Below are 15037 nucleotides of genomic sequence, written 5' to 3' on the forward strand. Positions count from 1 at the left end.
TTATACTCCGGGGAAGAAAAGGCGCCTGGCCTGCATTGATCCTGCCGGTGATTTGCTTCATTTTGCGGCGCAAATTAACCCCGTCATATTCCGGAGCGCAACATGCCCCAAGAAATCGAAACACCGGCCGCCACTTCGGCCGTTGCCTATAAACGTGTCATGCTGAAAATCTCCGGGGAGGCGCTGATGGGGGATCAGGGCTTTGGCCTGCATCCGCCGACCGTGGAGCGGATCGCCAAAGAGGTGAAGTCGGTGCACGACATGGGCGTCGAGATCTGCATGGTTATCGGCGGCGGCAATATCTTCCGGGGCCTGTCCGGCGCTGCGCAGGGCATGGAACGCACCACAGCTGACTATATGGGGATGCTGGCGACCGTGATGAACGCCCTTGGCATGCAGGCCGCTCTGGAATCGCTTGGCGTCTTCACCCGGGTGATCAGCGCCATTCCGATGGATCAGGTCTGCGAGCCCTATATCCGCCGCCGCGCCGTGCGCCACCTTGAGAAGAAGCGGGTCTGCATCTTCGCGGCCGGCACCGGTAACCCCTATTTCACCACCGACACTGCGGCGACGCTGCGTGCCAATGAAATGGCCTGCGAGGCGATCTTCAAAGGCACCAAGGTCGATGGCGTCTATGACAAGGATCCGGTGAAGTTCGACGACGCCAAACGCTATGACACCGTCAGTTATGACGATGTGCTGGCCAAACGTCTGGGCGTGATGGATGCCTCGGCGATTGCTCTGGCGCGCGACAACAGCCTGCCGATCATTGTCTTCTCGCTGGATGAGCCGGGCGGGTTCCGCGGTATTCTGGCTGGCGAAGGCACCTACACCAAGGTTCAGGGCTGAACCGCAGTTGGTTTGAAAATGGCAAAAGACGCGTGTCCCGGCAGGAGGCGCGTCTTTTCGTTTATGCAAGGGGTTGCAAGCCGGTATCAACGCTGTGGCTAGCTGCTGCCATCGGGCAGAGTGGCCGTCAGCGGGCCGAGATTGCTATACAATCTTGCGACAATCGCTTATGAGCGGTGTAAAGACCGCCTCAAGTCAGGGGAGAGAGCAGAATGTCTGATGATTTTGAACTGGATACCGACGATCTGAAACGTCGCATGGATGGCGCCATGGCCAACCTGCGCACCGAGTTTGCCTCGCTGCGGACTGGGCGTGGCTCGGCCTCGATGCTGGATCCGGTGATGGTAGATGCCTATGGCTCGATGACGCCGATCAACCAGGTCGGCACCGTCAACGTGCCCGAGCCGCGCATGGTGACGATCAACGTGTGGGATAAATCCCTTGTTGGCAAAGTTGAAAAGGCCATCCGTGAATCCGGCCTCGGCATCAACCCGCAGCTGAACGGCACCATCATCATGCTGCCGATTCCGGAGCTGAACGAAGAACGCCGCCGCGAGCTGACGAAGGTTGCCGGCCAATACGCTGAACACGCCCGTGTGTCGGTGCGCAACGTGCGCCGCGATGGCATGGATCAAATCAAGAAGGCCAAGGCTGATGGGATGTCCGAGGACGACCAGAAGTTCTGGGAGAGCGAAGTTCAGGATCTGACCGACGCGATGATCAAGGCCGTGGATGAGGCGCTGGAAAACAAGCAAGCCGAAATCATGCAGGTCTGACGCCCGGATATGGTCAGCAATACCGACACGGCGCCTTCCGAGGGCGCGTCCGAAGACGGCACGGGGCAGGGCCCACGCCATGTTGCCATCATCATGGATGGCAACGGCCGGTGGGCACAGTCCCGTGGCCGCCCGCGTCTGTTCGGGCACCACGCAGGCGCCAAACGGGTGCGGGAAATCGTCGAATGCTGCCCGTCCCTGGGCATCAAGTATCTGACCATATTTGCCTTTTCGACCGAGAACTGGAAACGGACGCAGGTCGAGGTCGCAGGCCTCATGAGCCTGTTTCGCCGCTATATCTCCAAGGAGATGAAGGCGCTGGCCGCGCGTAATGTACGGGTGCGTTTCATCGGGGATCGGGTGCGGCTTGATGCCAAGCTGATCCAGTTGATGGATCAGTTGGAAGAGGAAACCAAAGGTAACGACGGCACCAATCTCACAATTGCCCTGAACTATGGTGGGCGGGACGAGGTGGCCCGCGCCACGAAACGGCTAGCGCAGGATGTTGCGGCTGGAAAACTATCTCCTGACGATGTGGACGAGGAAACCCTGCCGAAATACCTCGATACCCATGTGTTGCCGGATCCCGATCTGGTGATCCGCACCAGCGGTGAGGCGCGGATTTCCAACTTCCTGCTGTGGCAGTCTGCCTATGCGGAGTATGAGTTCATCGACACGCTCTGGCCGGATTTCACCGCCGAAGAACTGGGGCGCCTGTGCCGGGGCTATGGCGCCCGTGACAGACGTTTTGGCGCGGTGAAGACATGAGCGCGGGACGCTGGTCCGACCTGATGCCGCGCTTGCTGTCCGCGGTCGTCATGCTTGTCGTAGGCGCCGTGGAAATCTGGCTGGGCGGCATCTGGTTTGCGCTGCTCATCGCTGCCGCTTGCGGTGGCATGATCTGGGAACTTGTCCGGATGCTGACGCCCGAAAAGACCGGACAGGCGCTGCAACTGGGGGCAATGTCAGCCATTGCGGTGCTGGGCGCGACCCTGCTGCCGCCGGTCTGGGGTATGCCCTTGCTGGTTTCGCCTATTCTTGGCGGTATGTTTCAACTGCCCGTTGCTGCCCGCCTGCGTTTTGGCTTGTTTGGTCTCTGGATCGTTTGCGCCGGCTTTACCTTTGTATGGCTGCGCAATGAAATGGGGGCCCCTTGGCTGTTGTGGCTGATCGGCGTTGTCGTCGCCACCGATGTAGCAGGCTATTTTGCCGGTAAGATGATCGGCGGGCCAAAGCTTTGGCCGCGTGTCAGCCCCAAGAAAACCTGGTCCGGATCTTCGGCTGGCTGGATCGCTGCGGCGATTGTCGGGGCCTTTTTCAGCGAAGCCTCGGGGCTGGGCATGGGCGCGATTGTCCTGTCGGTTGTCATGTCGATGGCTAGCCAAGCGGGCGACATCGCGGAAAGCGCGCTGAAGCGGAAGACCGGCGTCAAGGATTCCAGCGCGCTTATTCCCGGTCACGGTGGTCTTTTTGACCGGTTCGACGGGATGCTCGGGGCGGCGGCGGCCTTCCTGATCTTCGTGACATTTCTGGGATAGCCTTGTAGGGCATGACCATGCGTAAAATTTCTATCTTCGGCGCCACCGGCTCGATCGGGCAGAACACCATTGACCTGATCCGGCGCGATCTGCGCGCCTATGACGTAGTGGCACTGACGGGCGGTGCCAATATTGCCCGGCTTGCGGCGGATGCCATCGCGCTCAAGGCTGATATTGCGGTAACGGCCTATGAGGAGCGCCTGCCGGATCTGCGCGCCGCGCTGGAGGGCAGTGGCGTGGAGGCCGCAGCGGGAGAGGCTGCCCTGATCGAGGCGGCAACCCGTCCGGCGGACTGGATCATGTCGGCCATCGTTGGCGCCGCCGGTCTTGCGCCGGGTCTCAAGGCGCTGGAGCAGGGCACCACGCTGGCGCTGGCCAATAAGGAATCGCTGGTCTGTGCCGGTGGCCTTCTGATGCAGACCGCGCTGCGACATGGCGCCCGGCTCTTGCCGGTGGACAGCGAACATTCGGCGGTGTTTCAGGGGCTGGTCGGTGAAGAGATTTCCGCGGTTGAGCGGATCATCATCACCGCATCCGGTGGCGCGTTCCGCGACTGGCCGCTGGAAGATCTGCAAAAGGCAACCTTGGCCGAGGCGTCCTCCCATCCAAACTGGGACATGGGGCAGCGCATCACCATCGACAGCGCATCAATGTTCAATAAGGCGTTAGAGGTTATTGAAACCAAAGAATTCTTTGGTGTCGCGCCAGAACAAATCGAGGTTCTGGTGCACCCCGAATCGATGGTGCATGCGCTGGTTGGCTTTCGCGATGGTGCCCTGATGGCGCATCTGGGCGCACCAGATATGCGCCATGCCATCGGATACGCGCTGCATTGGCCCGAGCGAAAGGATCTGCCGGTTGCGCGCCTCGATCTGGCGGAAATCGGTCAGCTGAAATTCACGGCTCCGGATACGGCGCGGTACCCGGCGCTACAGCAAGCCTATGATGTAATGCAGCGCGGCGGTCTGATGGGCGCCGTCTTCAATGCAGCCAAGGAAAAGGCGCTGGATCTGTTCATCGCGGGACAGATCGGGTTCACCGAAATGGCCGAGGTAACGGCCGCGGTTCTGGAGCGGATGGAGGCACAAAGCGGCCTTATTGATTCCGCAATGACCCTTGATAACGTCACTGAGATTGACCATCTCGCCCGACAAGAGGCAGAGCGCGCCGCAGCGGAACGCAGATAAGGTAAGAACTTGGATATCGTGACCCTACTCCCGCAGTTTGGCGGCTTTCTCTACACTATCGCCAGTTTTGTTGTCGCGCTTTCGGTGATCGTCGCGGTGCATGAATACGGCCACTACATCGTTGGCCGGTGGTCCGGAATCCATGCGGAAGTTTTTTCGCTGGGCTTTGGCCCCGTGTTGTTCAGCCGCGTCGATAAGCGTGGCACCCGCTGGCAGATCGCGCTGTTGCCCTTTGGGGGATATGTGAAATTCCTTGGCGATGCAGACGCGGCCTCGGGCAAGGACAGCGCCGCGATGGAGGCGGCGGCCAATGATCCGACGCGCCTGCGCCAGACCATGCACGGTGCCCCGCTTTGGGCGCGCAGCGCTACGGTTGCTGCCGGACCAGTGTTCAATTTTGTGATGTCAGTGATCATTTTCTCGGTTCTGGCGATGACGCAGGGAACCCTGCGGGATCCGCTGGCTATCGGTACCTTGGTGCCGCTGCCCGGCATCGAAAACCAGCTGCGCGAAGGTGACGAATTGGTCGCAATCGAGGGCGTTGCCATCCCGGACGAGGCCGGAGCCATGTCATGGGGGGAATTCCGCGACCAACTGCCGATGGTGCAGCCGATGGAGTATCAGGTGCGCAGAGAGGGGCAGCTGATCACGGTTCAGGGGCCGTTCCTGTCGCCGCCCCACGTGCGGGCCGTTGCGCCGCGCAGCGCTGCATCGGATGCCGGGCTTCAGGCCGGAGATGTCATCACGGGCGTCGATGGAGAACCGATTTTTGCCTTCGATCAGCTTAAGCAGACCGTCGAACAGGCCGATGGCCGCGTACTGCTATTGGATGTCTGGCGGCAGGGGCAGGAGTTGGAGCTTGCGCTGGCACCGCGTCGCACGGATGAGCCGCAGCCCGACGGAAGTTTCGCGACCCGTTGGCGGATTGGTGTGGTCGGCGGTCAGGCCTTTGAGCCCGCAACCGAAGTGGGCGGGGTCGGCGAATCCCTGGTAGCTGGGGCGTCGCAGGTTTGGTCGGTGATCGACATGTCGATTTCGGGCCTGACGCATATGATTACCGGCGCCATCAGCACCTGTAACCTGTCAGGGCCCATCGGGATCGCGGAAACCTCCAGCGCAATGGCAAGCCAGGGCGCGGTCAGCTTCATCCGTTTCATCGCGGTTCTGTCGACAGCTGTTGGCCTGTTGAACCTCTTCCCGGTGCCAGCACTGGATGGGGGCCACCTGGTGTTCTACGCCTATGAGGCGGTCACAGGGCGTCCGCCCAGTGATGGAGTCATGCGGATCCTGATGACCCTTGGCATTGCGATGATTCTGTCGTTGATGGTCTTTGCACTCGGCAACGATCTTTTCTGTTAAAATTTAACACACTTCTTGTGGCGCCCGCCTCCGGGAAGGGGGCAGGTGCCCAACTGTCGCCATATTCCAGCATTAACCCTTTCTCAATCTGCTACGCCCGCAGCGCAGCCTTGCGCGCGGCATCGACTGGGGAAAGGAAGTCGCCATGCACGCTCTGATGAGAACGGACAATGGCCTGGGTCTTTTGATGCGCCTTAATTGGGATCGCGCACTGTCGGTCGTGACGATTTTTCTCGCTCTGACTGCAGGTGCCTGGTTCGGATCCCTTTGAAACCATGGGGATGCGGCGTTTGCACCGCGCAACGCGTCGGTCACCCGTGCTCAGTCTGTGCGCATCTTCGTGCCCCGGAGTGATTTCTTAGTTTTGACAACGGTCAGTAAACCCGGTACGCACAGTTAAAAGCTGCTTAAAAAATCGGATTATGACTGATGGTTCGGGGGAAGGTCGTGGGTACATCCTGCGGTGTGCGCACAAAACGCACCAATATACTGTATAGAAGCGTATCGAGCGCCGTATTGGCTGTTGCCTTGGGATTTGTCCTGACGCCCAGTTTCGCATCGGCGCAAAGCTACCAGTTCAATTCGGTCCGGGTGGAGGGCAATCAGCGCATCCAATCGGATACGATCGTGTCCTATGCGGCGCTGGAACGGGGAAAACCAGTCAGCGCTGGCCAGTTGAATGACGCGTATCAGCGTATTCTTGACAGCGGTGTCTTTGAGACCGTTGAGCTGGTGCCGAGTGGCAATTCTCTGATCATCAAGGTCACCGAGTTCCCGACGATCAACCAGATCAATTTTGAAGGTAACCGGCGGATCAAGGATGACAAGCTGGCCGAGCTGATCGAATCCGCGCCGCGCCGCGTGTTTCGCGCCGCGCAGGCCGAACGGGACGCCGAGACCATTGCTGCCGCCTATGGGGCGCAGGGACGTTTGGCCTCGCGTGTAACGCCGCGCATCATCCGCCGTAGCGACAATCGCGTCGATCTGGTGTTTGAGATTGCCGAAGGCGACACCATCGAAGTCGAGCGTGTTTCGTTTGTCGGCAACAAGGTTTATTCGGATCGGCGTCTGCGCCGGGTTCTGGAAACCAAGCAGGCTGGTCTCTTGCGGACCTTCATCAACAAGGACACGCTGATCGAGGACCGCCTGCAGTTTGACCGGCAGGTGTTGCGCGATTTCTACCTGTCGCGCGGCTATGTGGATTTCCGGGTCAACAGCACCAACGCCGAAGTGACTCGGGAGCGTGACGCCGTCTATCTGGTCGTCGATGTTACCGAAGGTCAGCAGTTCGAGTTCGGCAATATCTCGGTGACCAGCGAAATCGCTGAGGCCGATGCTGACCTCTACCGCTCTGCGTTGAAAGTCAAACCGGGCGTGACCTATTCGCCGCTGATTGTTGAACGTTCCATCGAGATGCTGGAAACGCTGGCAACGCGTCAGGGGATTGATTTCCTGCGGGTTGAGCCGCGGGTGACCCGCAACGACCGCGATCTGACGCTGGATGTTGAATTCGCGATGGTGCGCGGACCGCGTGTCTTCGTCGAACGCATCGATATCGAAGGCAACACGACAACGCTGGACCGGGTGATCCGCCAGAAGTTCCGCTCGGTCGAAGGCGACCCCTTCAATCCGCGTGAAATCCGGGATGCCGCAGAACGGATTCGTGCGCTTGGCTTCTTTGCCAAATCAGACGTGGACGTCCGGGAAGGCAGCTCCGAAAGCCAGGTGATCGTAGACGTGAACGTCGAAGAGCAACCGACCGGTTCGTTGAGCCTTGGCGGCGCATACTCTGTCAACGACGGCTTTGGGGTTAACGTTGGTCTGACCGAAAACAACTTCCTGGGCCGCGGTCAACGCCTGTCTTTCTCGATCGCGACTGCTCAGGAATCGGAAGAGTACGTTCTGGGCTTTACCGAGCCGCATCTGCTGGGACGGGATCTGAAATTCGATTTGGACCTTGGTGTGTCCGAAACCGATTCTAGCTATGCGGAGTACGACACCTCTCGCGCGTTCTTCCGTCCGGCGCTGACCTTCAATGTGACCGAAGATACCACTCTGGAAGTGCGCTATACTTGGGCCGACAGTGAGATGATCCGCCGCGATGACGTGAGCTTTGTCGGAGGGACCTACCCTGTGGCGGGCCCTGTGATAAGAAGTGAGATCAATCAAGGCAGCAAAACGTCCAGCTCCCTTGGGTTCACATATTCCTATGACAGCCGTCTGACCGGACTCGACCCCAATATTGGTTTCACCATGCAGGTGGGCGCTGATTATGCCGGGCTTGGCGGAGATAGCGAATACCTCAGAACCACGGCCAAGCTGGTCGCGCAGCGCAAGATCCTCAACGAGGAAGTCACGCTTCGGGCCACTTTGGAAACCGGCTCGCTGCACTGGATGGGCGACGATTACAGCCGCTCGATTGACCGTTTTGTTCTGACCCCCAGCGTTATGCGGGGGTTCGAACCCGGCGGGATCGGGCCTCGGGATACTGCACCGCGGGCTGATGGCGGAAGTTACGACGATTTCCTCGGCGGCAACGTCTATGCTGTTGCACGTTTTGATGCCGAATTCCCGCTGGGTCTGCCTGAGGAACTGGGGCTGCGCGGTGGTCTTTTCTACGATGTCGGCAACCTTTGGGGCCTGCAGGACGTGGACACACCGGCCAGCGGTGGTTTCGTCGTCGGCCGTAACGGCTCTTTCCGGCACGTGGTCGGCTTTTCGGTCCTCTGGACGACGGCCTTTGGCCCGTTGCGGTTCAACTTTTCCAATGCGGTCAAGAAAGAAGACTTTGACAAGGAACAAAGTTTCGATCTGACCTTGCAGGCCCGGTTCTGACCCGGTGATGCAGGCAAGGCCGACGTGTATAACAAAGAGGGCGCCGACCGGCTGGTCGGCGCCCCTTTATCAGGCGCGCCGGGGGCTTGTTATGGGCCTGGCGCTGTACCTGCCTTTGACCGCTGGAACAGCTTTGGCCCAGTCAACGGTTATTGGAACACCCGCGCCTTTCAATCTGTCTCTCGGCCAGGAAATGCAGATTGGCGCGCCGCAAAGTGGCATTCTGACGATCCAGCCTGACCGTCTCTTCTCCGAAAGCGCCTTTGGCCAGCGCGTCACGCGTGAGCTGGAAGCCGAAGGTGCCGTGCTCACCGCCGAGAACCGCCGTATCGAAGCAGAGCTGCGCGCCGAAGAGCAGGACCTGACTCAGCGGCGGCCCTCTATGGAGCCCGAGGCGTTTCGCACGCTTGCGGATGCCTTTGACAAAAAGGTGCAGGAGACCCGGCGTACGCAGGATCAGAAACTGCGCGAGATCACTCAAATGGGCGAAACAGCCCGCCGGGAGTTCTTTGTAGCCTCTTTGCCCATCCTTCAGGGGATCATGCGTGACAGCGGCGCCGGTGCCATTCTGGATAACTCTTCGGTTTTCCTCAGCTCTGAGGCCGCGGATGTGACGGATCTTGCGATCACGCGCATCGATGCCGTTCTGGGAGACGGGGCAGACCTTGAAAGCCAGTCGTCTGACCAGTGAAACAGGTCTGACCGGTGCCTGACATCGGCGCGGTGCGCTTGCCCAGACCGTTCCCGCTTGGTAGTGACGCAGGACATATAAAAAAACGGGATACCCGCCATGACCGCCGATCTGAAAAGTGCCGATATTCACCTGATCCAGCGCATTCTGCCGCATCGTTACCCGTTCCTGCTGGTCGACAAAGTGATCGAAATCGACGGTTACACCTCGGCGCATGGGATCAAGAACGTCACCATGAACGAACCGCATTTTCAGGGCCACTTCCCCGGCACGCCGATCATGCCTGGCGTAACCATCGTCGAGGCGATGGCGCAAACCGCCGGCGTCATGCTGGGTGTCGGCATGGATATGGTCGATACCGACCTGCTGATCTACTTCATGAATATCGACAAGTGCAAATTCCGCCGCAAGGTGATCCCGGGCGACGTCCTGGACATGCATGTCGAAACCCTGCGCGGGAAGAAAGGTGGCAAGATCTTCAAGTTCAAGGGCGTTGCCTCGGTCGATGGCGAAACCGCTGCCGAGGCTGAATTCTCGGCCATGGTCGACATTCAGAAGGATTGATCGCGATGAGCCAGATCCATCCGTCGGCGGTGATCGAACCGGGCTCCACCATTGGTGAGGGCTGTGAAATCGGTCCGTTCTGCATGGTCGGCGCTGACGTCACCCTTGGCGAAGGGGTGGTTCTGAAATCCCATGTGGTGGTCACCGGCGAAACCGAGATCGGCGCAGAGACGACGGTGTTCTCCTTCGCAGTGATCGGTGAGATTCCGCAGGATCTGAAGTTCAAGGGAGAGAAAAGCCGGACCGTGATCGGTGCGCGCAACCGGATCCGTGAACATGTGACCATCAATGCAGGTACCGAAGGTGGCGGCGGGGTGACCCGGATCGGCGATGACGGCTTGTTCATGGCCGGTTGCCACATTGCCCATGACGCGCAGATTGGGGATCGGGTGATCGTGGTCAATTCTGCCGCCGTCGCAGGTCATTGCGTGATCGAGGATGATGTGATCATCGGTGGTCTTTCCGGTATCCACCAATGGGTGCGCATCGGGCGTGGCGCTATCATCGGCGCGGTGACCATGGTCACAAATGATGTGATCCCCTACGGGCTGGTACAGGCCCCGCGCGGAGAGCTGGACGGGCTTAACCTTGTCGGCCTGAAACGCCGCGGTGTGTCGCGGGCAGATATCACCGCCCTGCGCGCCGCCTTCCAGATGCTGGCACAGGGGGAGGGCACCTTTCAGGAACGCGCCCGGCGGCTTGGTGAGGAAACCGACAGCGCTTATGTGCAGGAAATCATCGCCTTTATCACCGGTGCAAGCGACCGGTCGTTTTTGACACCAGGGGGATGATCGCATGATCGCTCTGATCGCGGGGCGCGGTGCGCTGCCGCTTGAAATCTGCAATCGCCTGTCCGAACGACCGCTGGTCTGCGCCATGGCGGGGTCCGAGCCGGATGCGCTTGATCCGGAAATCACCTTTCGCCTGGAACAGCTGGGCAGTTTCCTCGCCCGGCTGACGTCCGCAGGCGTAACGGAGATCTGTCTGGCGGGGGGCGTGTCGCGCCCGGCCATTGATCCTGCGGCCATCGATGCCGAAACCTTGCCGATGGTGCCGGTGTTGCAGGCTGCGCTTGGCGCCGGGGATGACGGCGCATTGCGGGCGATCATGGAGCTTTTTGAGTCAGCAGGTTTTGCTGTACGAGCTGCGCATGATGTGGCGCCGGATCTATTGATGCAGCCAGGGGTGCCGACCCGTATTCAGCCAGGTGAACTCGACAAGGCAGACGCAGCCAGGGGAACAGAAATCGTTGCCGCGATGAGCGCGGCGGACATTGGCCAGTCCTGCGCGGTGCGGGCGCGGCAAGCCGTCGCGGTGGAAACGGTCTTTGGCACCGACTGGATGCTGGAGACCTTGATCCACCGTCCGGACGGGCAGGGCGGAGTGATGGTCAAGGCGCCGAAGACAGGACAGGACCGGCGCGCCGATCTGCCCACCATTGGCCCTGCGACGGTGGAAAAGGCCGCAGCAGCCGGTCTGTCCGGTATCGTGCTGGAGGCCGGAGGCGTGATCGTGCTGGAGCAGGAGGCGGTGATTGCCACCTGTGACCGTCTGGGCCTGTTCCTGTGGCTGCGCGACGCGGCATGAGCCTCCGGGTCTTTATCCTGGCCGGGGAGCCTTCGGGGGATCGGCTGGGCGCGGCCCTGATGGAAGGGCTGAAAACGCTAGCCCCCGATGTTTCATTTGAAGGGGTTGGCGGTACCCTGATGGCTGAGCAGGGGCTGCAGTCCCGGTTTCCGATGGACGAGCTGTCCGTCATGGGCCTGGCCGAGGTTCTGCCGAAATACCGCCATCTGAAACGCCGTATCCGTGAAACCGCCGATGCTGTGATCGCCATGCGCCCTGATGTGATGATCACCATCGACAGCCCGGATTTTTCGCTGCGCGTGGCGCGGCTGGTGAAACAGGGCAGCGACATCCGTACCGTGCATTACGTGGCACCGTCCGTCTGGGCCTGGCGGCCGGGCCGGGCGCAGAAGATGGCCACCTGCATCGATCACGTGCTTGCGCTGCTGCCGTTCGAGCCGCCTTATATGGAAGCCGCCGGGATGGACTGCGATTTTGTCGGCCATCCCGTAGTAGCAGAGCCAAAGGCGACAGCAGAAGAGATCGCCGCGTTGCGCCAGACCTGTGACCTTGGCGATGCGCCGATCCTTTTGGCCTTACCGGGGTCACGGCGGTCAGAGGTGGGGCGCTTGGCGCCCGTGTTCGGGGCCGCGCTGCGGGATTTCGTAGCGGCCTATCCCGAATACCGAATCGTGGTGCCGACCGCCGGTCCGGTGGCTGAATTGGTGCGCCAGCACGCCAAGGATTGGCCACAGGGCACTGTGTTGCTCGACCCGACCGGTCTTGACCCGGCTGTTGCCGAGGCGCGCAAACGAGCGGCCTTTGCCGCGGCGGATCTGGCGCTTGCAGCTTCGGGCACCGTGTCGCTGGAGCTAGCCGCCGCGCGCACCCCCATGGTGATCGCCTATCGCTTCCAATGGCTGACCTGGCAGATCATGAAGCGCATGGCCCTGATTGATACGGTCACACTCGTCAATCTGGTGAGCGAAACCCGCGTTGTGCCGGAATGCCTTGGGCCAGATTGCACCCCGTCGCGGATCGCCGGGGCGCTGGCAGATGTCCGTGCCAACCCTGAGGCGCAGCAGGACGCCATGGGGCTCACCATGGAGCGTCTGGGCGAGGGCGGGGAGGCGCCGGGCCTGCGCGCCGCCCGCGCGGTTCTGGCGCGCCTTTAGTAGCCGCGCCAGATCCAGCCGCCTCCAAAGATGCGGCTGCTTTCGGTGTCATAAAAAACGCAGGCCTGTCCGGGCGATACGCCTTCTTCGGGCGTCAGGAGCTCAACCTCGGCCGTGGTTTCGGACAATGGACGGATAATCGCCTCACGCGGGGGGCGGGTCGAGCGAACCTTCACCGCGACATGCCATTCCTTCCGACTGGTAAAGGGTTCGTCGCCCAGCCAGTTGATTTCCCGCACAGGTACGATTCGGGTGGCCAGCATGTCCTTGGGGCCGACGACCACCTGTTTCTTGTCCACATCAAGCCGCACCACATAGAGCGGCTCGCTGAGGCCACCGATCCCAAGGCCGCGGCGCTGGCCGATGGTGTAGTGAATCACCCCGGTGTGCTGGCCCAGAACGCGCCCATCCGCATGAACGATCTCTCCGGGATCAGCCGCCCCGGGGCGCAGCTTCTCGATCACGCTGGCATAGTTTCCATCGGGTACGAAACAGATGTCCTGACTGTCGGGCTTGTCGGCCACCGCCAGCCCATAGCGGGAGGCCATCTCGCGGGTGGCATCCTTGGAGGGTAGGTGCCCTAGCGGAAAGCGCAGATAGTCCAGCTGTTCCGGCGTTGTTGAAAAAAGGAAATAGCTCTGATCCCGGTTGGCATCCTCGGCCGAATGTAGCTCGGGGCCGTTAGGGCCCATCTTGCGCTGGATATAGTGACCCGTCGCCATGCAATCGGCCTCGAGATCCTTTGCGGTCTCCAGAAGATCCTTGAATTTGACCCGTTCATTGCAGCGGATGCAGGGCACTGGCGTCGCCCCGGCCAGATAGCTGTCGGCAAACTCATCGATAACCGCATCCTTAAAAATGTTCTCATAGTCGAGAACATAGTGCGGGAATCCGCGCTCTTCGGCGACTCGCCGCGCATCGTGGATGTCGATCCCAGCGCAGCAGGCGCCCTTCTTGGCCAGGGCCGCGCCGTGGTCGTAAAGCTGCAGCGTGACGCCCACCACATCATAGCCCTGATCGGCCAAATATGCAGCAACAACAGAGCTGTCGACGCCGCCGGACATGGCAACAACCACCCGCGTTTCCGAGGGCGGTTTGGCAAAGCCAAGCGAATTCAGCGGGCCATCGGTATCCAGCGCCATAGGGCGACTCCTTAGTTCAAGGGAAAGGCGTTGCAGAATATAGGAAAATCCTAACGACTCTCAAGTGTGTGGTTCACGCGCCATTAAGGACAATGGGGGAAACCTGCTCACGAAGCTAATTACGCAGATCCTCACAGGGATAAAGCAATGTTCTTGAAAAAAGTAGATGGACCACGGGCTGTGACCTTGCCGGACGGCTCCGTTATGACCCGTGCAGACCTTCCGCCCAAAACGACAAAACGCTGGGTTGCCTCGCGCAAGGCCTCGGTGGTGAGGGGCGTTCTTTATGGATTGCTGCCACAAGGGGAAGCACTGCGTCTTTATGGTCTCAGTGAAGAAGAATTCCGCAGCTGGGTTGCTGCGGTTGCCGATCACGGCGAAGAAGCGTTGAAAACCACCCAATTGAAGAAATTTCGTAAGCCTTAGTGCTTAATACTAACCTTTTGCTCCGCCTACCCAGTGCCATTTTGTGCTAAAACAACACCGAACGGTTGATTTGATGTTGAGTTTTAACGATCATGGTAACGGGGCATTAACTATTTTCCAGCAAGGTTAACAGCGACCTGAGGGAAACAGGATACAGGCGGAGAAAACGAACATGCGCATTCTTCTTGTTGAGGATGATCCTACAACTGCAAAAAGCATTGAGTTGATGCTGACCCATGCCAACCTGAACGTCTATACGACGGATCTGGGCGAGGAAGGCATCGATCTGGCAAAGCTTTATGATTACGATCTGATCCTTTTGGATCTGGGACTGCCGGACATGAACGGGCACGAAGTGCTGCGCCAATTGCGCATGGCACGTATTGAGACGCCCATTCTCATCCTGTCTGGTGCTGATGATACAGACAATAAAATCAAAGGCTTCGGTTTCGGCGCTGATGATTACCTGACCAAGCCGTTCCACCGTGAGGAACTGGTGGCACGGATCCACGCGATCATTCGCCGCTCCAAAGGTCACTCCCAGTCGATCATTAAGACCGGCAAGATCTCGGTTAATCTGGATGCAAAAACCGTTGAGGTTGACGGCAAGGCCGTTCACCTGACCGGCAAAGAATACCAGATGCTGGAATTGCTCAGCCTGCGGAAAGGGACCACCCTGACCAAGGAAATGTTCCTGAACCACCTTTATGGCGGGATGGACGAGCCCGAACTGAAAATCATCGACGTTTTCATCTGCAAGCTGAGAAAGAAACTCAGCACTGCAACAGGCGGTGAAAACTACATCGAAACGGTCTGGGGCCGGGGCTATGTGCTGCGCGATCCGCAGGACGATCAACTCGGTGGCGGTGCCGAACAACGGATGGCAGTCGGCGCCTGATCGGCGACCCATTCGAATTGTAACTCTTTGT

General features: G+C 59.9%; 15 protein-coding genes. 14 read left to right on the forward strand and 1 reads right to left on the reverse strand.

The window, feature by feature from the left end; all coding sequences use genetic code 11:
- The first annotated feature begins 102 nt into the window (after positions 1-102).
- The 12 genes from pyrH (at position 103) to lpxB (ending at position 12540) form a co-directional block, all read left to right on the forward strand.
- The gene (pyrH, locus tag SM765_RS02275; protein WP_065273425.1) at positions 103-849 is read left to right on the forward strand and encodes a UMP kinase; all 747 of its coding nucleotides are present in this window, start codon (positions 103-105) and stop codon (positions 847-849) included.
- 212 nt (positions 850-1061) lie between these two features.
- Positions 1062-1625, forward strand: coding sequence for a ribosome recycling factor (frr, locus tag SM765_RS02280; protein ID WP_065273426.1), 564 nt, complete (start codon positions 1062-1064; stop codon positions 1623-1625).
- A 9-nt stretch (positions 1626-1634) separates the two neighbouring features.
- On the forward strand, positions 1635-2393 hold the full coding sequence (uppS, locus tag SM765_RS02285; protein ID WP_065273427.1) for an undecaprenyl pyrophosphate synthase: 759 nt from the start codon (positions 1635-1637) through the stop codon (positions 2391-2393).
- A complete protein-coding gene (locus tag SM765_RS02290; RefSeq protein WP_274836954.1) occupies positions 2390-3163 on the forward strand; it encodes a phosphatidate cytidylyltransferase in 774 nt (257 codons plus the stop codon). The genes uppS and SM765_RS02290 overlap by 4 nt, the downstream gene beginning before the upstream one ends.
- Before the next feature lie 17 nt (positions 3164-3180).
- Positions 3181-4350, forward strand: coding sequence for a 1-deoxy-D-xylulose-5-phosphate reductoisomerase (dxr, locus tag SM765_RS02295; protein WP_274833943.1), 1170 nt, complete (start codon positions 3181-3183; stop codon positions 4348-4350).
- Positions 4351-4359: 9 nt separating this feature from the next.
- On the forward strand, positions 4360-5709 hold the full coding sequence (rseP, locus tag SM765_RS02300) for an RIP metalloprotease RseP (RefSeq protein WP_274836956.1): 1350 nt from the start codon (positions 4360-4362) through the stop codon (positions 5707-5709).
- Positions 5710-6138: 429 nt separating this feature from the next.
- Entirely contained in the window at positions 6139-8544 is a 2406-nt protein-coding gene (bamA, locus tag SM765_RS02305) for an outer membrane protein assembly factor BamA (RefSeq protein ID WP_065273430.1), read from the forward strand.
- 91 nt (positions 8545-8635) lie between these two features.
- Positions 8636-9235, forward strand: coding sequence for an OmpH/Skp family outer membrane protein (locus tag SM765_RS02310; RefSeq protein WP_425537289.1), 600 nt, complete (start codon positions 8636-8638; stop codon positions 9233-9235).
- 99 nt (positions 9236-9334) lie between these two features.
- On the forward strand, positions 9335-9799 hold the full coding sequence (fabZ, locus tag SM765_RS02315; RefSeq protein WP_065273432.1) for a 3-hydroxyacyl-ACP dehydratase FabZ: 465 nt from the start codon (positions 9335-9337) through the stop codon (positions 9797-9799).
- A 5-nt stretch (positions 9800-9804) separates the two neighbouring features.
- Positions 9805-10590 (forward strand): acyl-ACP--UDP-N-acetylglucosamine O-acyltransferase, encoded by a 786-nt coding sequence (gene lpxA / locus SM765_RS02320; protein WP_274836958.1) that lies wholly within the window; start codon positions 9805-9807, stop codon positions 10588-10590.
- A gap of 4 nt (positions 10591-10594) precedes the next feature.
- Positions 10595-11386: an LpxI family protein gene (locus SM765_RS02325; RefSeq protein ID WP_368981403.1), complete on the forward strand. Its 792-nt coding sequence runs from the start codon at positions 10595-10597 to the stop codon at positions 11384-11386.
- A complete protein-coding gene (gene lpxB / locus SM765_RS02330; protein WP_274836959.1) occupies positions 11383-12540 on the forward strand; it encodes a lipid-A-disaccharide synthase in 1158 nt (385 codons plus the stop codon). Before SM765_RS02325 ends, lpxB begins: the two co-directional genes overlap by 4 nt.
- On the opposite strand, the gene mnmA is transcribed toward lpxB, so the two are convergent.
- A complete protein-coding gene (gene mnmA, locus SM765_RS02335; RefSeq protein ID WP_065273436.1) occupies positions 12537-13682 on the reverse strand; it encodes a tRNA 2-thiouridine(34) synthase MnmA in 1146 nt (381 codons plus the stop codon). The genes lpxB and mnmA overlap by 4 nt on opposite strands.
- A 147-nt stretch (positions 13683-13829) precedes the next feature.
- On the opposite strand from mnmA, the gene sciP reads away from it, so the two are divergent.
- On the forward strand, positions 13830-14108 hold the full coding sequence (sciP, locus tag SM765_RS02340; protein WP_065273437.1) for a CtrA inhibitor SciP: 279 nt from the start codon (positions 13830-13832) through the stop codon (positions 14106-14108).
- Positions 14109-14280: 172 nt separating this feature from the next.
- Positions 14281-15006, forward strand: coding sequence for a response regulator transcription factor CtrA (ctrA, locus tag SM765_RS02345; RefSeq protein WP_065273438.1), 726 nt, complete (start codon positions 14281-14283; stop codon positions 15004-15006).
- The last annotated feature ends 31 nt before the right edge of the window (positions 15007-15037 follow it).

The organism is Pseudophaeobacter sp. 1A09344, from assembly GCF_041008745.1.
GTDB lineage: Bacteria > Pseudomonadota > Alphaproteobacteria > Rhodobacterales > Rhodobacteraceae > Phycobacter > Phycobacter gallaeciensis_A.

What these genes read in the sequence shown, in the direction of transcription:
- sciP (WP_065273437.1), top strand. Translation starts at nt 13,830, where the DNA reads ATGTTCTTGAAAAAAGTAGATGGACCACGGGCTGTGACCTTGCCGGAC.
- SM765_RS02310 (WP_425537289.1), top strand. Translation starts at nt 8,636, where the DNA reads ATGGGCCTGGCGCTGTACCTGCCTTTGACCGCTGGAACAGCTTTGGCC.
- pyrH (WP_065273425.1), top strand. Translation starts at nt 103, where the DNA reads ATGCCCCAAGAAATCGAAACACCGGCCGCCACTTCGGCCGTTGCCTAT.
- fabZ (WP_065273432.1), top strand. Translation starts at nt 9,335, where the DNA reads ATGACCGCCGATCTGAAAAGTGCCGATATTCACCTGATCCAGCGCATT.
- frr (WP_065273426.1), top strand. Translation starts at nt 1,062, where the DNA reads ATGTCTGATGATTTTGAACTGGATACCGACGATCTGAAACGTCGCATG.
- lpxA (WP_274836958.1), top strand. Translation starts at nt 9,805, where the DNA reads ATGAGCCAGATCCATCCGTCGGCGGTGATCGAACCGGGCTCCACCATT.
- bamA (WP_065273430.1), top strand. Translation starts at nt 6,139, where the DNA reads ATGGTTCGGGGGAAGGTCGTGGGTACATCCTGCGGTGTGCGCACAAAA.
- uppS (WP_065273427.1), top strand. Translation starts at nt 1,635, where the DNA reads ATGGTCAGCAATACCGACACGGCGCCTTCCGAGGGCGCGTCCGAAGAC.
- SM765_RS02325 (WP_368981403.1), top strand. Translation starts at nt 10,595, where the DNA reads ATGATCGCTCTGATCGCGGGGCGCGGTGCGCTGCCGCTTGAAATCTGC.
- lpxB (WP_274836959.1), top strand. Translation starts at nt 11,383, where the DNA reads ATGAGCCTCCGGGTCTTTATCCTGGCCGGGGAGCCTTCGGGGGATCGG.
- dxr (WP_274833943.1), top strand. Translation starts at nt 3,181, where the DNA reads ATGCGTAAAATTTCTATCTTCGGCGCCACCGGCTCGATCGGGCAGAAC.
- mnmA (WP_065273436.1), bottom strand. Translation starts at nt 13,682, where the DNA reads ATGGCGCTGGATACCGATGGCCCGCTGAATTCGCTTGGCTTTGCCAAA.
- ctrA (WP_065273438.1), top strand. Translation starts at nt 14,281, where the DNA reads ATGCGCATTCTTCTTGTTGAGGATGATCCTACAACTGCAAAAAGCATT.
- SM765_RS02290 (WP_274836954.1), top strand. Translation starts at nt 2,390, where the DNA reads ATGAGCGCGGGACGCTGGTCCGACCTGATGCCGCGCTTGCTGTCCGCG.